The following is a 21,116-nucleotide window of genomic DNA, read 5'->3' on the forward strand; positions in this document are numbered from 1 at the left end:
ACCAAATCTAGAAGAAGCGCGGATCGTCGAAGACCCCGGACGCGACGAGATAGACGTAGAAGTCGGCGAGCGCCACGCTCACCAGCGACGTCCAGGCGAGCAGCATGTGGCGGGCGTTGAGCTTCCCGATCCACTGCCACATCCGGTAGCGCACGGGGTGTTTGGAGAAGTGCTTGAGCTTGCCGCCGACGATGTGCCGGCAGGAGTGACAGGACAGGGTGTAAGCCCAGATCAGCACGATGTTGACGAGGAAGACGAGGGTGCCGAGGCCCATGTGGCCCCACTCGTAGTTCTCGTCGCGGAAGGCGAGCACCGTGTCGTACGTCAGGATCCCGGCGACCGGGATCGCGGCGTAGAAGAAGTACCGGTGGATGTTCTGCAGGATCAGCGGGAACCGCGTCTCACCGGAGTACTTCTTGTGCGGCTCCGCCACCGCGCAGGCCGGGGGCGACATCCAGAAGCCGCGGTAGTAGGCCTTGCGGTAGTAGTAGCAGGTCAGCCGGAAGCCGAGCGGGAAGATCAGGATGATGATCGCGGGGGAGACGCCCCACCAGCTCCCGAAGAGGTCCCAGTTCGGCCCGGCGCGCATGGGCTCGCAGTTCTCCGCCAGACAGGGCGAGTAGAACGGGGAGACGTACGGCGCCGCGTAGTAGTCCGCGTTGGCGAAGGCCCGCCAGGTCGAGTAGACGACGAAGGCGAGCAGACCGGCCGCGGTGACGGCGGGGGCCAGCCACCAGCGGTCGGTCCGCAGGTGCGGGGCGGCGATCGCGGCGCGCGTACCCGTTCGTACGCCGCCGCTGTTCAGATGGGGTTCCGTACCAGTGGCCAATGCATGACTCCGGTCGGGTCAGGGGGAGGGATCAGGGGGCGCGGCGGTCCCGGGCGCCGAGACCCTCGTCATCCGTGTCGATCCACAGAGAGTCGTCGTACGGCGTGTCGGGGATGGTGACGAGCTCCGGCCTGCGCTGACCGCCGGGGGTCGTGGCCGACTCCCGCAGCAGTGCCACGCTCTCGCGCAGGTGGTTGGCGTCGGTGCGCACGCGGCGCATCTCCAGCCCGGCGGTGCCCAGGTGCTGCTCGAGGCGGCCCACGGACCGGGCCAGGTCGTCGAGGCAGCGCTGGACAGCTGTCAGGTCGTCTTGCACGGACATGACGTGACCTCACTTCCGTGGGCCCTTCGGCCCTGGGTGGCAACGTTCATGCGCCTGCGAGTGTTGCGCGTCACACCTGTCGCTGTGAAGGCGTGTGCAGCGATTGGCGGATTGCACGCCTCCGACGCGCGCCCGCATGCGCTCTGTGTACGCCGGGGGGCCGGAGGGAGCGCGGGGGAGCGCCGCTCGGTTCGTGTGGGAGCGCGTCGCTGATGCGTTGCTCCACACGGGTGGCCTTGCGCGTCCCCGCCGCCGTGTCGACTCCGCCTGGCGAACCCTTTCCTCTTCAGTGGGGGCCCTTAGATCTGATCAACTCCAAAATACCGCCAAACGTGATCAGAACACACTAATCGTCACCGGCGGGAGCGGCTCCCCGGAGGTACCTGAGATGTCCCACAGCGTAGGAACCGGGCCCGGCCGGGGCGCGGTCATGCGGTCGGTCGCCTTCCTTGCCGCTGGTGTGCTCGCGGTGCCCGCGCTCGCCGGGTGCAGCGACCCAGATCCGGCCGGAAAGCCGCTCGCCGGACAGGACATCGGATCGGCCGACCGGGACCAGGTCGCCGACGGCGGCACGCTGCGGTGGGCCGTGGACGCCGTCCCGGAGACGCTGAACACCTTCCAGTCGGACGCCGACGCGACCACCACCCGGATCGCCCAGGCCACCCTGCCCTCGATGTACCGGCTCGACGCGAGCGGCCGCCCGGAGCGCAACCCCGACTACCTGGAGTCCGCCAAGATCGTCGAGACCGAGCCCAAGCAGGTCGTGCTGTACAAGCTCAACCAGCAGGCCGTCTGGAGCGACGGCCGGGAGATCGGCGCCGCCGACTTCGCCGCCCAGTGGCGGGCCCTGTCCGGCAAGGACAGCGCCTACTGGACCGCCCGCAACGCCGGCTACGACCGGATCGAGAAGATCGAGCGCGGCAAGGGCGACCTGGAGGTCCGGGTGACCTTCGCGCGGCCGTACGCCGACTGGCGCTCTCTCTTCTCGCCGCTGTACCCGAAGGAGGTCATGGGCACGCCGGACTCGTTCAACGACGGGGCGCGGCGCAAGCTCAAGGTCAGCGCCGGGCCGTTCGCCGTGAAGCGGATCGACCGCAAGAACGACGAGGTCCGGCTGGCCCGCAACCCCCGCTGGTGGGGAGAGCGGGCCAAGCTGCAGGAGATCGTGCTGCGGGCCGTGCCGCGCGACGAGCGCGCCGCCGAGCTGGCCGCGGGCCGGCTCGACCTGGCCGAGGTCGACCCCGCAGCGGCCCGGCGCATCGCGCTCGCGGCGCCGCCGAGGGCCGCGACCGCCAGTGCCACCGGATCGGCTTCGCCGCTGATGGGCCCGGACGGGCGCAGGACGACCCCCGAGCAGCGGCGCGAGGCGGCGGCCTTCCGGGGCTTCGAGGTGCGCAAGTCCCTGGAACCGACGTACACCCAGCTCGCCCTCAACGGCGCCGACGGTCCGCTCGCCGACGAACGCGTGCGCCGGGCCGTGGCCCGCGCGATCGACCGCAAGGAACTGGCGAAGCTGGTCCTCACCCCACTCGGCCTGCCCGCCGAACCGGTCGGCAGCCACCTCGCGCTGTCCGGCCAGGCCGCGTACGCCGACAACAGCGGGGCGATCGGCGGCCAGGACACGGCGGAGGCCCAGGCGCTGCTGGCGGACGCGGGGTGGGTGCGGGGCGGGCCGATCAAGGAGGGGACGAAGGAGGAGAAGGCGGCGGGATCGGCGGGGAAGAGGGCTGACAAGGAAGACAAGGAAGGCAAGGAAGGCAAGCAGGGCAAGGAAGGCAAGGAGGGCAAGGCGGACGAAGGCGAGAAGGGCGGCGGGAAGGACACCCGAAAGGAGACCGCGAAGGACTCGGCGGACGGGTCGGCGAACGACTCGCGGAAGGACTCCGAGTCGCCGGGCGGGAACGACGGGCGATACATCGTCGGCGAGGACAACAAGGCGGACGGCGATGAAGGCCGCAAGGGGGATCACCTCGCCCAGGACGGCAAGCAGTACGGCAACAACCAGCTGCACCAGGGCTCGGCACCCGGCGCGTACGCCCCCCAAGGCACCCCGGCACCGGCAGGCTCTCCGGCACCGGCGGGCGCGGCGGCCCGGCCGCTGGCGAAGGACGGCAAGCCCCTGTCGCTGCGCTTCGTGGTCCCGGAGGGCGAGGGCTCCCAGACGCTGCGCACGGTGGCGGACCGGATCAGCCTGATGCTGGAACGGGTCGGCATCCGCACGGCGATCACCAAGGTCTCGGACGAGAGCTACTTCAAGGACCACATCGCGTCCGGCCAGTACGACCTCGCCCTCTACTCCTGGCCCAGCTCCGCCTACCCCGCGACCGACGCCCGCCCGATCTACGCCAAGCCGGTGCCGGCCGCCGACGGCTCCCTGAACGTCGAGCAGAACTACACACGCGTCGGCACCGACCAGGTCGACCAGCTCTTCGACCAGGCGATCGCCACCCTCGACGAGTCCGAGTCCCGCTCCCTGATCCGCAAGGCCGACTCCCGCATCTGGGCGGCCGCCGGCTCGATCCCCCTCTACCAGCGCCCCCAGCTCACCGCGGCGAAGACGAACGTCGCCAACGCCGGCGCCTTCGGTTTCGGGACGCCGGTGTACGAGGACATGGGCTTCCTGAAGAAGGCGGCGAGGCCGGCATCATCCAGCCCGTCCGGGGGTGCCACCTCTGGGGGAGTCTGAGGACGAGGCTCTTTCGGGGCCGAAGCGGGGGTCTGGGGGCCGCAGGCCCCCAGTGCGGGCGTGCAGGAGCGGCAATCCTCCAGCTGACCTGCACTGAAGCATCCCGCCAAGCCCCAGCGGCAGCGGCCCCGTACCATGGGGTGAGGCCGTGGCATGTTCCGCCCGGCAGGGCCCGCGTAACACAGACGTACGCAGCAGGGCCGTCCACTCACTCCGGGAGTACGCCGCAATATGGCCACGCGCCACGACATCCGCAACGTCGCCATCGTCGCCCACGTCGACCACGGCAAGACCACCATCGTCGACGGCATGCTGAAGCAGGCCGGCGCCTTCGCCGCGCACCAGCTCGACTCCGTCGACGACCGGGTCATGGACTCGAACGACCTGGAGCGTGAGAAGGGCATCACGATCCTCGCCAAGAACACGGCGGTGAAGTACCACCCCAAGGACGGCGGGGACCCGATCACGATCAACATCATCGACACCCCGGGCCACGCCGACTTCGGCGGTGAGGTCGAGCGCGGTCTGTCGATGGTGGACGGTGTCGTGCTGCTCGTCGATGCCTCCGAGGGCCCGCTGCCCCAGACCCGCTTCGTGCTGCGCAAGGCCCTCCAGGCCCGGCTGCCGATCATCCTGTGCATCAACAAGACGGACCGGCCGGACGCCCGTATCGACGAGGTCGTGAACGAGACGTACGACCTCTTCCTCGACCTGGACGCCGACGAGGAGCAGATCGAGTTCCCGATCGTCTACGCCTGCGGCCGCGACGGCATCGCGTCCCTCACCAAGCCGGACGACGGGACCGTGCCCGCCGACTCCACCAGCCTGGAGCCGTTCTTCTCCACCATCCTGGAGCACATCCCGGCGCCCACCTTCGACGAGGACGCCCCGCTCCAGGCCCACGTCACCAACCTCGACGCCGACAACTTCCTCGGCCGTATCGCGCTGCTGCGGGTGCACCAGGGCGAGCTGAAGAAGGGCCAGACCGTCGCGTGGATGAAGCGCGACGGCTCCGTGACCAACGTCCGCATCAGCGAGCTGATGATGACCGAGGCGCTCACCCGCAAGCCGGCCGAGGTGGCCGGCCCCGGTGACATCTGTGCCGTCGCCGGCATCCCGGACATCATGATCGGCGAGACCCTGGCCGACACCGAGAACCCGGTGCCGCTCCCGCTGATCACGGTCGACGAGCCCGCGATCTCCATGGTCATCGGCACCAACACCTCCCCGCTGGTCGGCCGCGGCGGCACCGGCAAGGGCGCCGACGCCAAGGCGGCCGTCAAGGACCGCAAGGTGACCGCCCGTCAGGTCAAGGACCGCCTGGACCGCGAGCTGATCGGTAACGTCAGCCTCCGTGTCCTGGACACCGACCGGCCGGACGCCTGGGAGGTGCAGGGCCGTGGTGAGCTGGCGCTGGCCATCCTGGTCGAGCAGATGCGCCGCGAGGGCTTCGAGCTGACCATCGGCAAGCCGCAGGTCGTCACCAAGGACGTGGACGGCAAGGTCTACGAGCCCGTCGAGCGCATGACCATCGACGTGCCCGAGGAGCACATGGGTGCCGTCACGCAGCTGATGGGTGTGCGCAAGGGCCGTATGGACAACATGTCCAACCACGGCTCCGGTTGGGTGCGCATGGAGTTCGTCGTTCCGTCCCGTGGTCTCATCGGCTTCCGGACCGAGTTCCTGACGCAGACCCGCGGCACCGGCATCGGCCACTCCATCCACGAGGGCTTCGAGCCCTGGTTCGGCACCCTGACGACCCGCAACAACGGCTCGCTGGTCGCCGACCGCTCCGGTGCCGTCACCGCGTTCGCGATGACCAACCTCCAGGAGCGCGGCGTGCTGTTCGTGGAGCCCGGCACCGAGGTGTACGAGGGCATGATCGTCGGCGAGAACTCGCGCGCCGACGACATGGACGTCAACATCACCAAGGAGAAGAAGCTCACCAACATGCGGTCGTCCACGGCCGATGTCGCCGAGTCGATCGTCCCGCCGCGCAAGCTGTCGCTGGAGCAGTCCCTGGAGTTCTGCCGTGACGACGAGTGCGTCGAGGTGACGCCGGAGGCGGTCCGCATCCGCAAGGTGAACCTGGACGCCCGCGAGCGCGCCCGCGCCGCGAGCCGCGCCAAGCACGGCTGAGTATCGGACACCTGAGCCCGGGCTCCCCCGTCATGGGGGAGCCCGGGCTTTTTCGCAAGCCGTTTTTGCCTGGCCGAGAACCAACCCCATGTCCGAAATGCGGAGATTCCCGCATGATAGCCAGGTAACAAGTCCGTTTCGCGCCCTTATCGCGCAAACGGTTTGTCCGGAATCTGGAAGATCTTTGCGTGAGCTGTGACTGAATTGAGATTAAAGACGGGTGGTCGGTAGTTGGCGCATGGCAGATAGTTAGCGGCACCAGGGGGTTGGTTGACCCTTCCTACGCGCGTCCGGCTGCGGGATCCCGCACGCCTCGTTCTGGCATATCCATACCAGTGAAACGGGCGAAACGTGACAAGTCGTATCGGTATTGAGGGTGGCGGCACCTCGGCCATCGCGGACGGCGAACCACCGCCGGACGCGAAGGCCGAGGACGAGCAGCTGGTCGGGCGTTCCCCCGGCCAGCTGATGTGGATCCGCTTCAAACGTGACCGCACCGGCGTGATCTCGGCCTATGTCGTCATCTTCTTCTTCCTGATCGGCCTGCTCGCGCCCGTGATCTCCTGGCTGTACGGCAAGGACCCGTACACGGTGTACGCCGACGAACGCCCCGAGCTGTTCGACAGCGCGGGCGTGCCGGTGCAGCCCAACGGCGGGATCAGCGGCGAGTTCTGGTTCGGCCTCGAACCCGGCAACGGGTACGACGTCTTCACCAAACTCCTCTACGGCATCCGGACCTCGCTGGGCATCTCGGTCGCCGTCACCCTCGCGACCGTGCTCACCGGGATCCTCCTCGGCGTCACGGCCGGCTACCTCGGCGGCAAGGCGGACTACTGGATCAGCCGGGTCATCGACTTCCTCCTCGCCTTCCCGTCCCAGCTGTTCTTCATCGCCAGCATGCCGGTCGTGGTCTCACTGTTCGTCAGCCCGCGCGACGAGACGCCCGTCTACGTCAGGGTGGTCGCCCTGATCCTCGTAATGTGGTTCCTGGGCTGGATGAGCCTCGCGCGGATCCTCAGAGGCACCACACTCGCCCTGCGGGAACGGGAGTTCATCGAGGCGGCCAAGGTCAGCGGGGCCCCGCCGTGGCGGATCATCCGCAAGGAGATCCTGCCGAACGTGGTCACGCCGATCCTGGTGCAGGGCACCTACATGCTCCCCAACTTCGTGACCGCCGAGGCCGGTCTGTCCTTCCTCGGCGTGGGCATCGTCGAACCGACGCCGGACTGGGGGCAGATGTTCTCCAAGGCGTCCACCGAGCTCGTGATGCAGAACGACATCACCTACATGTTCTTCCCCGGCATCTCGATGATCATCTTCATCGTGGCGTTCAACCTGCTGGGGGACTCCGTCAGGGACGCCTTCGACCCCAAGACGGCGCGCTGACGCACTGGTCGGCACCAAGCACCAGGCACTACGCACTAGGCAGTACGCACTTGGCACTAGGCAGTACGCACTTCGCAGTACCCACTTGGCACTACGCACTGGCACTTCCTTGGCACAGCACTGGTGACACACAGATGGGTGGAAACTGAGTGATGAGTAGGGGCGGACGCCACGTATACGCGGCAATCTCGGTGCTCGCGGCCGGCGCACTCGTGCTGACCGGGTGCAGCGAGGGCGGCAGCAAGGGCAGTGGCAACGACAAGGAACAGCAGGAGAACGCCGAACGGCAGCAGGCGGCCATCAAGTTCGGGGACGCCGCGGCGTCCAAGGGCCCCGCCGCCGAGGTCCCCGGCGCCAAGAGCGGCGGCACCATCTCGGTGCTGGCCCGCGACAGTTACGCCCACCTGGACCCGGCCCAGGTCTACGTCCAGGACGAGATGTCGGTCTCCCAGCTGCTGCACAGAGGGCTCACCGGCTACAAGGCGACCAGCAACGACGGCAAGAAGCACGAGGTCGTCGGCGACCTCGCCACCGACTCCGGCACCACCACGGACGGCGGCAAGACCTGGAAGTTCACGCTCAAGGACGGCATCAAGTTCGAGGACGGCTCCGCGATCACCTCGGCCGACGTCCGCCACACCTTCGAGCGGCAGTTCGCGTCCTTCATCAACCAGGGCCCGCCCTACATCCAGCAGTGGCTGGCCGACACCCCGGGCGCCGACTACCGCAAGCTGCTGCCGGACGGCCCGTACAAGGGCAAGCACCTGCCGGACACCATCCTCGAGACGCCGAACGAGAAAACGGTCGTCTTCAAGTTCAAGACGCCACACCCGGACCTGCCGTACGCCCTGGCCATGACGGGCTACGCCATCGTCTCCGAGAAGGGCGACACCAAGGAGAAGTACGACAAGGACCCGGTGGTGACCGGGCCGTACAAGATCCAGGAGTTCAAGTCCGGCAAGTCGATGGTGCTGGTGAAGAACACCAACTGGGACCCGGCCACGGACCCGCTGCGGCACCAGTACGTCGACCGGTTCAACATCACCTTCAACCAGCAGTACGAGGACTCCACCAAGGCGCTCCTCGCCGACAGCGGCACCGACCGGACCGGCGTCAGCTTCAGCAACGCCGTCGACGCGGGCAACCTCTCCAAGGTCCTGAACGACCCGAAGCTCAAGTCGCGCACCGTCGGCGGCTACCAGCCGTACGTCGGCCAGATGAACATCAACATGAGCCACCCGGAGATGAAGGAACTCAAGGTCCGTCAGGCCATCGCCTACGCCCTGCCGTCCACGCCGTTCGTGCGTGCCTACGGCGGCACCGACGCGATGGAGGTCGCGGGCGGCATCATCAGCCCGACCGTGAGCGGCTACGACCCGTCGTTCGACCCGTTCGGCAAGAAGAAGAAGCCCGCCGGTGACCCGGCCAAGGCCAAGAAGCTCCTGGAGGAGGCCGGCAAGGTCGGCCTGAAGCTGACCTTCGGCTACATCAACACCCCGGAGGGCCAGCAGTACTCCACCGCCATGGCGGCGGGCCTGGAGAAGGCCGGCTTCGACGTCCAGCGCCAGGAGATCCCGGCCGAGACGTACTACGACCAGGTCAGCAGGCTGGACAACAACTACGACATCTTCCACACCGCGTGGGGCGCCGACTGGCCGTCCGCCTCGACCGTGATCCCGCCGCTGTACGACGGACGCGGAATCGCCGAGGGCGCACAGAACTACTCCCAGGTCAACGACCCCAAGGTCAACAGCGAGATCGACCGGATCAGCAAGATCACCGACCCGGTCAAGGCCGCGGCCGAGTGGGAGAAGCTCGACAAGTACCTGCTCACGAAGGTCGTGAACGTCGTGCCGACCGGCTACTACAAGCAGACCCAGATCGCCGGGTCCAAGATCGGCGGCCTCGTCTACGACGACATCATCGCCGGCGTCGACCCGCGCCGCCTGTACGTCAAGTAACCCGCCCGCTCAGGCACCCGGTGCGCCCCGCGACGAGGGCGCACCGGGCGCCGTCCGGCCCGCCGACGTCTGAGAGCTGCCTGCCATGCTGCGCTTCCTGGTCCGCCGGTCCCTCGGCGCCGTCGTCATCCTCTTCCTGCTGAGCATCGTCACGTTCCTGCTGTTCTTCGGGATGCCGCGCGACCCGGCGCTCCTGATGTGCGGCAAGACCTGCACCCCGGCCAACCTGGAGAACCTGCACCGGGTGCTGGGCCTCGACAAGCCGATCCCCGAGCAGTACTGGATCTTCCTGACCAATCTCGTCACGGGCAGCGACGACTTCGCCCAGGGCCCCTGCCCCGCCCCCTGCTTCGGATACTCGTACCACTCCAACGAGCAGGTCTGGGGCACCCTGATGGACCGGCTGCCCACCACCCTCTCGCTCACCCTCGGCGGGGCGGTCTGCTTCCTGATCATCGGCCTGGGCGCCGGACTGATCGCCGCCTGGAAGCGCGGCACGATCGTCGACAAGAGCTTCACGGCCGGCGCGATGGTGATCAGCTCGATGCAGATCTACTTCCTCGGCCCGCTCGCCCTGGCGATCCTCGTCTACCAGACGCACCTGTTCGACAAGCCCGCCTACAACGAGTTCACCGAGAACCCGGGCGCCTGGTTCACCGGCCTGATCATCCCGTGGGTCGTCCTGTCCACGATCTTCGCCTCGCAGTACACCCGTATGGCCCGCTCGTCGATGATCGAGCAGCTCCAGGAGGAACACGTGCGCACGGCCCGCGCCAAGGGCATGTCCCGGCGGTACGTCTTCTTCCGCTACGCCTGGCGCGGCTCGCTGATCCCCATCGTCACCATCTTCGGCATCGACCTCGGCTCACTGCTCGGCGGCGCCATCATCACCGAGTACACCTTCGGGCTCCCGGGGCTCGGCCGGCTGGCGGTGGAGTCGGTGTTCTTCAGCGATCTGCCGCTCCTCCTCGGCGTGATGCTGTTCTCCGCCACCATGATCCTGCTCTGCAACATCGTCGTCGACGCCGCCTACGCCTTCATCGACCCGCGCGTGCGGCTTGCCTAGGAGCGCCTCGTCATGACCACTCTGACCAAGGAAGCCGGTGCTCCTTTCCCGGCCGATCCGGGTGCCTTTCTCTCGGTGCGGGACCTGCACGTCAGCTTCACGACGGAAGACGGTGTCGTACGGGCCGTCGACGGACTCTCCTTCGACCTGGAGCGCGGCAGGACGCTGGGGATCGTGGGCGAGTCGGGCTCCGGGAAATCGGTGACGAACCTGACGATCCTCGGCCTGCACAACCCGATGTTCACCACCGTCGAGGGCGAGATCCTCCTGGAGGGCCAGGAGTTGACCACCGCCCGGGAGTCCGAGCTGGAGAAGCTGCGCGGCAACAAGGTCGCCATGATCTTCCAGGACCCGCTCACCGCGCTGTCGCCGTACTACACGGTGGGCCGGCAGATCGCCGAACCGTATATGAAGCACATGCGCGCCTCGAAGAAGGCCGCCTGGGAGCGGGCGGTGGAGATGCTGGACAAGGTCGGCATCCCCAACCCGAGGCAGCGGGCGAAGGACTACCCGCACCAGTTCTCCGGCGGTATGCGCCAGCGCGCGATGATCGCGATGGCGCTGGTCTGCGACCCCGATCTGCTGATCGCCGACGAGCCCACCACCGCGCTCGACGTGACGGTGCAGGCCCAGATCCTGGACCTGCTGAAGTCGCTGCAACAGGAGTTCGGCTCGGCGATCATCTTCATCACCCACGACCTGGGCGTCATCGCCGACATGGCCGACGACATCATGGTGATGTACGCGGGCTCGGCGATCGAGCGCGGCACGGTCGACGAGGTGCTGCGGGCGCCCCAGCACCCGTACACCTGGGGTCTGCTGAACTCGATGCCGCGCCTGGACTCGGACCCCGCGGCCCCGCTGGCCCCGATCCCCGGCACTCCGCCGTCCCTGCTCACCCCGCCGTCTGGATGCCGCTTCCATCCTCGCTGTACGTTCCAGGAACGGGTCGGCGCAGCCCGCTGTGTCACCGAACGCCCCTTGCTCGGCCCGGACCGCGCCTCGGCCTGCCACCTCACGGCGGAGCAGAAGCGCACCATTTTCATCGACGAGATCAGGCCCCGACTGGGCTAGGAGGACCACGGAGATGACAGAGGACCTCGTCCTCCCCGCACCCCGCGAGGCCGCCGCTGAGGCGCCCGGCGAACCGCTGCTGGTGGTGGAGAAGCTCGTCAAGCACTTCCCGGTCAAGGGCGGCTTCCCGATCCGCCGCACGATCGGCCAGGTGCAGGCGGTGGACGGCATCGACCTGACCGTGCACGTCGGCGAGAGCTTCGGTCTGGTGGGGGAGTCGGGCTGCGGCAAGTCGACCACGGGCCGGCTGATCACCAAGCTGCTGGAGCCGACCGGCGGCAGGATCTCGTACCGCGGCAAGGACATCACGCGGGCCACCCGCAAGCAGCTGGCACCGATCAGGTCCGAGATCCAGATGATCTTCCAGGACCCGTACTCCTCCCTCAACCCGCGCCAGACGGTCGGCAAGATCATCTCGGGCCCGATGGAGATCAACGGGATCGAGCCGGAGGGGGGAAGGGAGAAGCGGGTCCGTGAGCTGCTGGAGATCGTCGGCCTCAACCCCGAGCACTACAACCGCTTCCCGCACGAGTTCTCCGGCGGTCAGCGCCAGCGCATCGGCGTCGCCCGGGCCCTGGCCCTGGAGCCGAAGCTGATCGTCGCGGACGAGCCGGTCTCCGCCCTCGACGTCTCCATCCAGGCACAGGTCGTGAACCTGCTCCAGAAGGTGCAGCAGGAACTCGGCATCGCGTTCCTGTTCATCGCCCACGACCTCGCCGTCGTACGGCACTTCTCGCAGCGCGTGGCGGTCATGTACCTCGGCAAGGTGATCGAGGTCGGCGACCGCGACTCCATCTACACCCGCCCCCGGCACCCCTACACCCACGCCCTGCTCTCCGCCGTGCCCGAGGTCAACGTGGCCGGCGAGGAGGCGACCCAGCGCGAGCGGATCCGTCTGGCCGGTGACGTGCCGTCCCCGATCTCACCGCCCTCCGGCTGCCGCTTCCGCACCCGCTGCTGGAAGGCGCAGGACAAGTGCGCCTCCGAGGAGCCGCCGCTCATCCAGATCTCCGGCAACCACGCGGGCCACCTGACGGCCTGCCACTTCCCGGAGGAGCCGACGACCGAGGCACGGGACGAGGACATCGTGCTGGATCCGGCGCTGGCCGCGTTGGAGGACCCGGACGACTAGCCGGAGCCGGACAGGTCCTGGACGGGGGATGTCAGTGGTCGGCGGTACGTTGGGCGCATGTCGATATCTGTTGGCCTCAGCCTTGACGTGTCCGGTCTGCAGCCCGGAGAGGAGACGGCGCGTGTCGCCGAGGCATTGACCGGGTTCCTCACCAAGAACGATCTCGAGAGGGACGTGACGGTGGGACAGGACCCGTCGGCGGGACAGGTCTCCGCGTGGAGCGAATACCCGATCATCGTGACCCGCTTCGGCAGTTGGGCCGACAAGATCGAGCAGGGGCTTCAAGACACCGTGCGTGCGGTCGCTCCCGCCGCACAGGCTGACATCCGATGGAGTTTCGAGGACGAGGACGACTAGGTCGTGTCCGCAAAGTCCCGTCGTCCGCCCGCGGGGCAGGCGGGACTTTGCGGACACGGCCTAGGACGTGTTCGAGCCGTGGGAGGCCCTCCGCGCCACGGTGATGATCTCGGGGGCGGCGGGTGTGAGCGGCCCCCGCGCCCAGTCGCCGTAGCGGTCGACGACGGTGAAACCGGCTTCGCGGAGGAAGCCGGACAGGGCGTCCACGTCGAGGAAGCGGAGGGTGGTGCGGCTGACGGCGGGCGCAGGCCAGGTGTCGCAGTCGAACGTCTCGGCGAAGGTGACGCGGTCTCCGACGACGGGCCCCTCGACCTCGTGCCGCACACGGACGACGCGCCCCTCCCTGTCGGTGATCTGACGCACCCGGTCCGGCGTCCACGTCTCCCAGGTCCGCGCGGCCGGATTCCGCGTCTCGAACACGAACCGCCCGCCGGGACGCAGGGCCTCGTGCACGACGCGCAGCGCTTGGCGCAACTCCTCGTCGCACACGAGCACTTGAAACGCGTGCCCGGTCATCACGACCAGATCGAACCCCGCTCGCCGGCCCCAGGTCCGCAGATCTCCGAGCACCCACTCGACACCACCGCCGTGCCGCCTGGCCTGCACCAGCATGGCGGCTGCCGGATCGAGCCCCACGAGCCGCCCAGGGTGACCGCCGGCACGGGCCCGCCGGAGCAGCCGACCCGTACCGCACCCGACATCGAGCACCGAGTCGGCGGACATCACGAGACCGAGGTAGAAGTCGTCCCCCGGCCCCCAGGGGTTGAGGGCGTCGTACAACGCGGCGAGCGCGAGATCCGCGAACGACCGATCGACCATCGCGGCAGTGTTTCACAACGGCCGTACAGCGGTGGCCGTTTCAGGCCCTTCAGCGCACGACTCGCCCCCGCAGCACAATCCGCCGAGGATGCCGTAGCACCCCCGGCTCGAGCCGCGGATCCGCGTCGTACACGGTGACGTCGGCGAGCCCTCCTTCGACCAGCCCCGGCAGCCCCAGAAAGTCCCGCGCCGCCCAGCTCGCCGCCCCCACCGCCACGTCGGCGGGCAGCCCGGCGGCGATGAGGTGCTCGACCTCGGTGGCGACGTTGCCGAAGGGCGCGGAGTCCGTGCCGGCGAGGACGGTGACGCCGGCGTCGTGGGCCTCGCGGACACGGCGGATCATGATGCGGTGGCCTTCGTGCCAGAGCCGGCCGCGGGGGTTGTCGATGATCCGGGGTGCGCGGCGGGCGAAGGGGGTGAGGGTAGGGACGTAGGCCGCCCCATGCGCGGCCATCAGCCCCACGCACTCCTCCGGCATCCCCATGCCGTGCTCGATCGAGTCGACGCCCGCGCGGGCCGCGTTGAGCACGCCCTGGGCGGACTGACAGTGCGCGGCGACCCGCCCTCCGGCCGCGTGCACCGCGTCGGTGACGGCGCGCAGGATGTCGTACGGCACCGGGTCCGCCTCGAAGTCCCAGTCGCCCATGAGCTTGCACCAGCCGTCACGGGCCTTGGCCTCGGCGACAGCGGCCGCCACCAGGTCGTCGGTGACCGTGTGGAAGCCGGCGCTCTTCGACAGCCCCGCCCAGGCCAGCCAGCGCCCGGCCGTGATCATGCGCGGTGTGTCGGGCGCGTCCCGCATGCCGGCCGGTATCTCCCCGAGCAGTCCCGGGAACCGCAACGCCGTCGTCCCGGCGTCCCGGTGCGCGGCGACCTGCTCGGCGAACACGCCGGGGTCGAAGGCGGGTTCGTCCTCGGACGGGGATCCCGGATGCGTGTGTACGTCGACGAGGCCGGGGAGCAGATAGCCACCGTCCGCCACCGTGTCCGCCTCGATCGAGGGGCGGTCGAAGGTGATGCGGTCGCCGAGGATCCAGAGGTCACGGGCGATGCCGCTTGGGAGGACGGTGCCGTGCAGGTGAAGGGCCACCTCGTCAACGTAGTCGCTCCCGCGCCCTGACTTGGATGAGACCACGCAAGGCAAGGGCCCGTCCCCACAGAACGTGAGCACGGGCCCTCCTTCTCCAGAGGCGCTGCGTCAGGCCGCCGGCTGAGAGTCCTTCGACAGACGGGGCGCGGCGGTCGCGTCGGCCGTCTCCGGGTAGTGGCAGGCCGTCAGGTGGCCGGGCTTGTTGCCCTCGGCCTGGACCAGCGGCGGGGCCTCGGTGGCGCACTTCTCCGTCGCCTTCCAGCAGCGCGTGCGGAAGCGGCAGCCGGAGGGCGGGTTGATGGGCGAGGGTACGTCGCCCTGGAGCCGGATGCGCTCGCGGGCCGGGGCCTCGTCCACCGTCGCCTCGGGTACGGCCGACAGCAGCGCCCGGGTGTAGGGGTGGCGCGGGTTGCCGTACAGGTCCTCGCGGTCGGCGATCTCGACGATCTTGCCGAGGTACATGACCGCCACGCGCTGCGAGAAGTGCCGTACGACGGCGAGGTCGTGGGCGATGAACAGGAACGCGATGCCGAGTTCCTGCTGGACCTTCTGGAGCAGGTTCACGACCTGTGCCTGGATGGAGACGTCGAGGGCGGAGACCGGCTCGTCCGCGACGATCAGCTTCGGCTCCAGGGCCAGGGCCCGGGCGACGCCGATGCGCTGGCGCTGACCGCCGGAGAACTCGTGCGGGAAGCGGTTGTAGTGCTCGGGGTTGAGGCCGACGATCTCCAGCAGCTCACGGACCCGCTTCTCGCGGCCGCCCTCCGGCCTGATGTCGTTGATCTCCATCGGGCCCGAGATGATCTTGCCGACCGTCTGGCGCGGGTTCAGCGACGCGTACGGGTCCTGGAAGATCATCTGGATCTCGGAGCGGACCGGCGCCAACTGCTTGCGGTTGGCGTGCGTGATGTCCTTGCCCTGGTACGAGATCTTGCCGCTGGTGGGCTCCAGCAGGCGCGTGATCAGCCGGCCCGTGGTCGACTTGCCGCAGCCGGACTCGCCGACCAGGCCGAGGCTCTCGCCCTCGTTGACCTGGAAGTCGAGACCGTCGACGGCCTGGACGTGGCCGACCGTGCGGCGGATCGGGAAGCCGCCCTTGATCGGGAAGTGTTTGGTCAGCCCGGAGACGTCCAGGAGGGGAGTGGTGCTGCTCATGGTGGTGAAATCCCGTCTCTTGTACGTCAGTTGGCCGCGCTGCCGGCCAGGTCGGAGAAGTACTCGCCGCGCTGCTCGGCGGTGAGGTGGCAGGCGGAGCCCCGTCCGTCGACGATCTCCAGCAGGGGCCGCTCCGACGAGCACAGCCCCCCGTCGACCTTCTCGGCGAACGCGCACCGCGGGTGGAAACGGCAGCCCGACGGCGGGTTCAGCAGCGACGGAGGCGAACCCGGGATCGGGTTGAGCGGCACGTCCACCGGGTGGTCCAGGCTCGGCATCGAGCTCAGCAGGCCCCAGGTGTAGGGGTGCTGAGGGTTGCTCAGCACCTCCTTCTTCGACCCACGCTCCACGCACCGGCCGCCGTACATCACCAGCACGTCGTCCGCGATGTCGGCGATGACACCGAGGTCGTGCGTGATGAAGATGATCGCCGTGCCGAACTCCTTCTGGAGGTCCTTCAGGAGGTCCATGATCTGCGCCTGGACGGTCACGTCGAGGGCCGTGGTCGGCTCGTCCGCGATCAGCAGCTCCGGGTCGCAGACCAGCGCCATCGCGATCATCGCGCGCTGGCGCATACCGCCGGAGAACTGGTGCGGGTAGTCGTCGACGCGGACCTCGGGCTGCGGAATGCCGACCCGCTTCAGCATCTCGATCGCCCGCTCCCGGGCCGCCTTCTTGGAGCAGCCCGTGTGCTTGCGGTAGGTCTCGCCGATCTGCTTGCCGATGGTGTGGTACGGCGACAGCGAGGTCAGCGCGTCCTGGAAGATCATCGACATCTTGTTGCCGCGGAGCTTCTCCAGCGTCTTCTCCGAGGCGCCGTTCAGCTCTTCGCCGTCCAGGGTGATGGAACCCTCGACCGTGGTGCTGTCCGGGTTGTGCAGGCCCAGGATGGTCAGGTTGGTGACCGACTTGCCGGACCCCGACTCACCCACGATGCCCAGCGTCTTGCCGCGTACGAGGTCGAAGGACAGACCGTCGACGGCCTTGACGGTGCCGTCCTCGGTCGAGAAGTGCACCTTCAAGTCCTTGATGGAGAGGAAGGGCTGCTGATCGGTGCTCGTCACGGGGACGCTCCAGTGAGGGGTGATGCGGGGTAGCTGGTGGGGGCGGGGTCAGGCGAGCCTGATGCGGGGGTCGATCAGGGCGTAGCACGCGTCGACGACGATGTTGGCGAGTACCACGAAGGTGGCGGTGACCACCATCACCCCGAGGAGCATGGGCAGGTCGTTGTTCGTCGCCGATTTGACGGCCAGCATGCCGATGCCCTGGATGCTGAAGGTCTGCTCGGTGATCATGCCGCCGCCGAGCAGTACGCCCATGTCGATGCCGAAGATGGTGACGATCGGGCCCATGGCCCCGCGCCAGGCGAAACGGAAGAACACATTGGGACGGGACAGTCCCTTCGCCCGGGCCGTGCGGACGTAGTCCTCGTTGAGCTGCTCGACCATCTGGGAGCGCGTCATACGTGTGTAGTTCGCGGTGAAGATCAGCGCCAGGATCAGCCATGGCAGCAGCAGTCCAGCGAACCATTCGGCCGGGTTCTCGGAGAACGGCGTGTAACCGGGCTGGTCAAGGACGTGCCACTGGTACACGAAGAAGTACAGGGCCAGCGTGCCCACGAAGTAGATCTGCATGGACGAGGCGACCAGCGAGGCACCGCTCGCGATCTTGTCGGTGGCCTTGCCCTGCTTCACGGCGGCCAGCATGCCGGCGCCGACACCGAAGACCAGGAACACCACGGACGAGCCGATGAACAGCGAGAAGGTCGTCGGGAACCGGTCCAGGATGGTGGCGAGGACGGGCTCGCGGTTGACGAACGAGTAGCCCAGGCACGGCGCGTCACAGGTGCCGAAGCCCGGGTACTCCCGGCCGAGGAAGATGCCCGAGAGCCAGTGCCAGAACTGGACCGGCATCGGATCCGCGATCCCCATGTTGTGGCGGATCAGCTCCAGCGTCTCCGGCGTGCAGAGCTTGCCGCAGGCGATCCGGGCCGGGTCGCGCGGCACCGCGTAGAAGAGCATGAACGTGACCGCGCTGATGATCAGCAGCGTGATCACGGCGCCGAGGAGCCGGCGGACTAGGAAGCGAAGCATGGGGAGTGGCTTTCCTGGGAGGGCCGTCGTGCGGAAAGGCCGGACCGGGGATCACCCGGGGGCCCGGTGGACGAGCCGAGGGTGGGGCGGCACACGGCCGCCCCACCTCTCAGGGGTGGATCAGGACTTGACGTACATCTTGTAGAGCATGCTGCCGTCGAAGTTCGGGTCCATCTTCACGTTGCCGAGCTTGGATCCGTGCATGTAGATGCGGCGCATGTACACGTCGGGGATGAAGGCGCCGGTCTCGGTGACCTGCTTGTCCAGGGCGGCCCACATCTTGTTGGCCTTGTCCTGGTCGGTCTCGGCGGTCGCGGCCTTGATGGCAGCGTCGATGGCCGGGTCCTTCAGGTGCGAGTAGTTCTGGCCCTGGTCGACGACGTTCTTGCTGTCGAACAGCGGCTGGAACACGGAGTAACCGGTCGGCCAGTCGGAGGACCAGCCGCCCCAGTAGACGTCGAACTGGTTGTCCAGCTTGCCGATCTGGTCGTACCAGGTGGTGGAGTCGATGCCCTTGGTGACGACCTCGAAGCCGGCCTCCTTCAGGGCGTTCTCGATGACGACCTTGATCTTCGCCTGCTGCGGGTCCTGCTGGTAGGCGTAGACGACCTTGTAACCGGACTTGCCGGCCTTCTTCAGGATCTCCTTGGCGGCCTTCGGGTCGCCCTCGGGCTTCGCCAGCTTGCCCCAGACGTCCTGCGACTCGTAGCCGGCGACGAGCGGGCTCATGATGCCGGTCGCGTAATCACCGCGGACCTGGCCACCGAGCAGCTGACGGATGCCGGCGGTCGGCCACGCCTTGATGAGGGCCTCACGGACGGCCTTGTCCTTGACCCGGCTGGTGTTGATCCAGTAGCAGCTGACGCCGCTGCCGAGCTCCGAGAAGACCCGGTCCTTGGCCTCGGTCTGCGCCTTCTGGATGCGCTCCTGCGGGATGGTGCGCCAGCTGGTGGCGTACTGGTCCTTGCCGGAGTCGGCCAGCAGACGGTCGATGGCCGTCAGCTGCTCGATGCCGAAGGTGAAGTCGAACTGGTCCGGGTAGGCGTTGCGGATCGGGTCGGTGGCCGGGTCCCAGTTCTCGTTGCGGACCAGGGTCATCGACTTGTCGGTGACGTGCGACTTGATCTTGTAAGGACCGTTGGAGACAGGCTTCTTGTCGTAGTCCTGCTTGGTGTCCTTCTTCACCGGGGTCGGCGCGTAGGAGTGCATCGCCACGACGTAGTTGAAGTCGGGACGCGCCTCGGAGAGGTGGAAGGTGATGGTCTTCCCGCTGGTCTCGATCGACTTCAGGTGCTTGCCGCCGTACGGGCCCGGGTACGACTTGCGGTACTCCGCCGAGCCGGTCAGCCAGGTCTGGACGTAGAAGGCGCCCTCGGTGACGAAGTTGGCGAAGCAGCGCTCGATGCCGTGGCGGACGTCGTCGACGGTGACGTCGGAGCCGTCCTCCCACTTGATGCCGTCCTTCAGGGTGAAGGACCAGGTCTTGCCGCCGTCCTTCATGGTGCCCGTGTCGGTGGCGAGGTCGCCGACCAGCGTCATGGAACCGTCGTCGGCGATCTTGTAGCCGGTCAGGGTGCGGGAGAGGACCATCGCCGCGAGCGAGTTCCACGCGTAGTAGATGCGCTGCGGGTCGAGGTGCGAGAAGTCGTCGTCGTTCAGCAGGTAGACGGTGCCGCCCTTCTTCGCACCGGAGACCTCGGGAGCCGGGCCCTTGGAGTCCTCGGCGGTGCCGATCTTGACGACGGTCGCGTTGGCCTTGGCCGCCTCCTGCTTGCCGCCACCACCGGCGTTGTTGGTGGTGTCGCCGCTGCTGCACGCGGACAGCACGGAGCTGGACGCCGCCACGACACCGGTGGCAATGAGGAAGTTTCTACGCGAGAAGGACATCGCAATCCTGCCTTCGAAATGTGAGTGATGAGAGAGATCCGGCACCCCGGCGCCTTCGCCGTGGTCCTGAAAAGGGCCGGAGCTAACGCTTGGTCTTCGGGTCCAGTGCGTCGCGCACCGAGTCGCCGAGGAGGTTGAACGCCAGAACGAAGATCACCATGGACAGGCCGGGGAAGAGCAGGAAAGTGATGTCGTCCTGGTACACCTTGGCAGCCTGGCCGATCATGACGCCCCAGTCCGGCGTCGGGTCCTGGATGCCCACGCCGAGGAAGGCGAGACCGGCCTCCGTGGTGACCATCGCCGGGACGCTGAGGGTTGCCTGGATCAGGATCGGCGTCCAGAGGTTCGGCAGCAGTTCCTTGAAGATGATGCGCACCGGAGACGCGCCCGTGACCTTGGCTGCCTCGACGAACTCCCGCTCGCGCAGGGCCAGTACCTGGCCGCGCAGCAGTCGGGCGATGGAGGCCCAGCCGAAGACGGTGAGCAGGCCGACGAGGCAGACGACGGTGAGCCAGGTGGGCGTGTTCTCGTCGGCGGCCACGAACAGGGCGAGCACCACGGGGGTGAAGGCCACGAAGAACAGCTGCGAGGGGAACGCCAGCAGGATGTCGATGATCCGCCCGATGAACCAGTCCGTCTTGCCGCCCACATAGCCGGCGGTGACGCCCAGGGTCACACCGATGATCACGACAAGGAGCGTGATGGCCGTGGCGATGAGCAGGGAGTTGCGGATCCCGTAGAGCAGGAAGGTGAACAGGTCCCGGCCCAGCCCCGGCTCGATACCGAACCAGAACTCGCTGTCGATACCACCGTTGGGCTTCACCGGGAAGCCGTTGTCACCCAGCAGTCCGGGGGTGCTCAGGCCGTACGTCGTGTACGGATCCTTCCCGTACAGCTTGGCTATCAGTGGCGCGCACAGCGCGATCACGAAGAAGAAGATCACGATGCATGCCGCGGCGACGCCCGTGCGGTCCCGCTTGAAGCGACGCCAGGCCAGCTGTCCCGGGGACTTGCTCTCGTTGGCCGAGGGGGCGGGAGAAGTGATCGACTTCTCGGCGCTCTCATCGGTTACCTCAAGCGGGGCAGCCGCTGATGGAGTTGGGGGGGTCATGGTGCTCCT

General features: G+C 68.0%; 17 protein-coding genes. 8 read left to right on the forward strand and 9 right to left on the reverse strand.

Features of this window, described 5'->3' with window-relative positions:
- Positions 1–7: 7 nt before the first annotated feature.
- Positions 8–829, reverse strand: a complete 822-nt coding sequence (locus ACIBAG_RS23965; RefSeq protein ID WP_399107532.1) for a hypothetical protein — start codon at positions 827–829, stop codon at positions 8–10.
- Positions 830–860: 31 nt separating this feature from the next.
- On the reverse strand, positions 861–1,151 hold the full coding sequence (locus tag ACIBAG_RS23970) for a hypothetical protein (RefSeq protein ID WP_399107533.1): 291 nt from the start codon (positions 1,149–1,151) through the stop codon (positions 861–863).
- 388 nt (positions 1,152–1,539) lie between these two features.
- Between ACIBAG_RS23970 and ACIBAG_RS23975 the strand changes: the two genes are divergently transcribed.
- From ACIBAG_RS23975 to ACIBAG_RS24010, 8 genes are all read left to right on the forward strand, one after another.
- Entirely contained in the window at positions 1,540–3,837 is a 2,298-nt protein-coding gene (locus ACIBAG_RS23975) for an ABC transporter substrate-binding protein (protein ID WP_399107534.1), read from the forward strand.
- 231 nt (positions 3,838–4,068) lie between these two features.
- A complete protein-coding gene (typA, locus tag ACIBAG_RS23980; protein ID WP_399107535.1) occupies positions 4,069–5,976 on the forward strand; it encodes a translational GTPase TypA in 1,908 nt (635 codons plus the stop codon).
- A 351-nt stretch (positions 5,977–6,327) separates the two neighbouring features.
- On the forward strand, positions 6,328–7,362 hold the full coding sequence (locus ACIBAG_RS23985; protein ID WP_399107536.1) for an ABC transporter permease: 1,035 nt from the start codon (positions 6,328–6,330) through the stop codon (positions 7,360–7,362).
- 152 nt (positions 7,363–7,514) lie between these two features.
- Positions 7,515–9,323, forward strand: coding sequence for an ABC transporter substrate-binding protein (locus ACIBAG_RS23990; protein ID WP_399107537.1), 1,809 nt, complete (start codon positions 7,515–7,517; stop codon positions 9,321–9,323).
- A gap of 85 nt (positions 9,324–9,408) precedes the next feature.
- Positions 9,409–10,389, forward strand: coding sequence for an ABC transporter permease (locus ACIBAG_RS23995; protein ID WP_399107538.1), 981 nt, complete (start codon positions 9,409–9,411; stop codon positions 10,387–10,389).
- A gap of 12 nt (positions 10,390–10,401) precedes the next feature.
- A complete protein-coding gene (locus ACIBAG_RS24000) occupies positions 10,402–11,463 on the forward strand; it encodes an ABC transporter ATP-binding protein (protein ID WP_399107539.1) in 1,062 nt (353 codons plus the stop codon).
- 13 nt (positions 11,464–11,476) lie between these two features.
- A complete protein-coding gene (locus ACIBAG_RS24005) occupies positions 11,477–12,595 on the forward strand; it encodes an ABC transporter ATP-binding protein (protein ID WP_399107540.1) in 1,119 nt (372 codons plus the stop codon).
- 57 nt (positions 12,596–12,652) lie between these two features.
- The gene (locus tag ACIBAG_RS24010; RefSeq protein WP_399107541.1) at positions 12,653–12,952 is read left to right on the forward strand and encodes a hypothetical protein; all 300 of its coding nucleotides are present in this window, start codon (positions 12,653–12,655) and stop codon (positions 12,950–12,952) included.
- 60 nt (positions 12,953–13,012) lie between these two features.
- On the opposite strand, the gene ACIBAG_RS24015 is transcribed toward ACIBAG_RS24010, so the two are convergent.
- The 7 genes from ACIBAG_RS24015 to ACIBAG_RS24045 all read right to left on the reverse strand — a co-directional run bounded on the left by ACIBAG_RS24015 (position 13,013) and on the right by ACIBAG_RS24045 (position 21,107).
- Positions 13,013–13,771, reverse strand: coding sequence for a methyltransferase domain-containing protein (locus ACIBAG_RS24015; protein WP_399107542.1), 759 nt, complete (start codon positions 13,769–13,771; stop codon positions 13,013–13,015).
- A 49-nt stretch (positions 13,772–13,820) separates the two neighbouring features.
- The gene (locus ACIBAG_RS24020; protein ID WP_399107543.1) at positions 13,821–14,861 is read right to left on the reverse strand and encodes an amidohydrolase family protein; all 1,041 of its coding nucleotides are present in this window, start codon (positions 14,859–14,861) and stop codon (positions 13,821–13,823) included.
- Positions 14,862–14,969: 108 nt separating this feature from the next.
- Positions 14,970–16,016: an ABC transporter ATP-binding protein gene (locus ACIBAG_RS24025; protein WP_399107544.1), complete on the reverse strand. Its 1,047-nt coding sequence runs from the start codon at positions 16,014–16,016 to the stop codon at positions 14,970–14,972.
- Positions 16,017–16,042: 26 nt separating this feature from the next.
- Entirely contained in the window at positions 16,043–17,080 is a 1,038-nt protein-coding gene (locus tag ACIBAG_RS24030; protein ID WP_399107545.1) for an ABC transporter ATP-binding protein, read from the reverse strand.
- Positions 17,081–17,128: 48 nt separating this feature from the next.
- The gene (locus tag ACIBAG_RS24035; RefSeq protein WP_399107546.1) at positions 17,129–18,109 is read right to left on the reverse strand and encodes an ABC transporter permease; all 981 of its coding nucleotides are present in this window, start codon (positions 18,107–18,109) and stop codon (positions 17,129–17,131) included.
- Between the two features lie 120 nt (positions 18,110–18,229).
- On the reverse strand, positions 18,230–19,996 hold the full coding sequence (locus ACIBAG_RS24040) for an ABC transporter substrate-binding protein (protein WP_399107547.1): 1,767 nt from the start codon (positions 19,994–19,996) through the stop codon (positions 18,230–18,232).
- An 82-nt stretch (positions 19,997–20,078) separates the two neighbouring features.
- Positions 20,079–21,107 carry an ABC transporter permease gene (locus tag ACIBAG_RS24045; RefSeq protein ID WP_399107548.1) on the reverse strand — a complete coding sequence of 343 codons (1,029 nt, stop codon included), beginning with the start codon at positions 21,105–21,107 and terminating at the stop codon, positions 20,079–20,081.
- Positions 21,108–21,116: the final 9 nt, after the last annotated feature.

The sequence above is a fragment of the Streptomyces sp. NPDC051243 genome (genome assembly GCF_044455405.1).
GTDB lineage: Bacteria > Actinomycetota > Actinomycetes > Streptomycetales > Streptomycetaceae > Streptomyces.

What these genes read in the sequence shown, in the direction of transcription:
- ACIBAG_RS23970 (WP_399107533.1), bottom strand. Translation starts at nt 1,151, where the DNA reads ATGTCCGTGCAAGACGACCTGACAGCTGTCCAGCGCTGCCTCGACGAC.
- ACIBAG_RS23975 (WP_399107534.1), top strand. Translation starts at nt 1,540, where the DNA reads ATGTCCCACAGCGTAGGAACCGGGCCCGGCCGGGGCGCGGTCATGCGG.
- typA (WP_399107535.1), top strand. Translation starts at nt 4,069, where the DNA reads ATGGCCACGCGCCACGACATCCGCAACGTCGCCATCGTCGCCCACGTC.
- ACIBAG_RS23990 (WP_399107537.1), top strand. Translation starts at nt 7,515, where the DNA reads ATGAGTAGGGGCGGACGCCACGTATACGCGGCAATCTCGGTGCTCGCG.
- ACIBAG_RS23995 (WP_399107538.1), top strand. Translation starts at nt 9,409, where the DNA reads ATGCTGCGCTTCCTGGTCCGCCGGTCCCTCGGCGCCGTCGTCATCCTC.
- ACIBAG_RS24000 (WP_399107539.1), top strand. Translation starts at nt 10,402, where the DNA reads ATGACCACTCTGACCAAGGAAGCCGGTGCTCCTTTCCCGGCCGATCCG.
- ACIBAG_RS24005 (WP_399107540.1), top strand. Translation starts at nt 11,477, where the DNA reads ATGACAGAGGACCTCGTCCTCCCCGCACCCCGCGAGGCCGCCGCTGAG.
- ACIBAG_RS24010 (WP_399107541.1), top strand. Translation starts at nt 12,653, where the DNA reads ATGTCGATATCTGTTGGCCTCAGCCTTGACGTGTCCGGTCTGCAGCCC.
- ACIBAG_RS24015 (WP_399107542.1), bottom strand. Translation starts at nt 13,771, where the DNA reads ATGGTCGATCGGTCGTTCGCGGATCTCGCGCTCGCCGCGTTGTACGAC.
- ACIBAG_RS24025 (WP_399107544.1), bottom strand. Translation starts at nt 16,016, where the DNA reads ATGAGCAGCACCACTCCCCTCCTGGACGTCTCCGGGCTGACCAAACAC.
- ACIBAG_RS24035 (WP_399107546.1), bottom strand. Translation starts at nt 18,109, where the DNA reads ATGCTTCGCTTCCTAGTCCGCCGGCTCCTCGGCGCCGTGATCACGCTG.
- ACIBAG_RS24040 (WP_399107547.1), bottom strand. Translation starts at nt 19,996, where the DNA reads ATGTCCTTCTCGCGTAGAAACTTCCTCATTGCCACCGGTGTCGTGGCG.
- ACIBAG_RS24045 (WP_399107548.1), bottom strand. Translation starts at nt 21,107, where the DNA reads ATGACCCCCCCAACTCCATCAGCGGCTGCCCCGCTTGAGGTAACCGAT.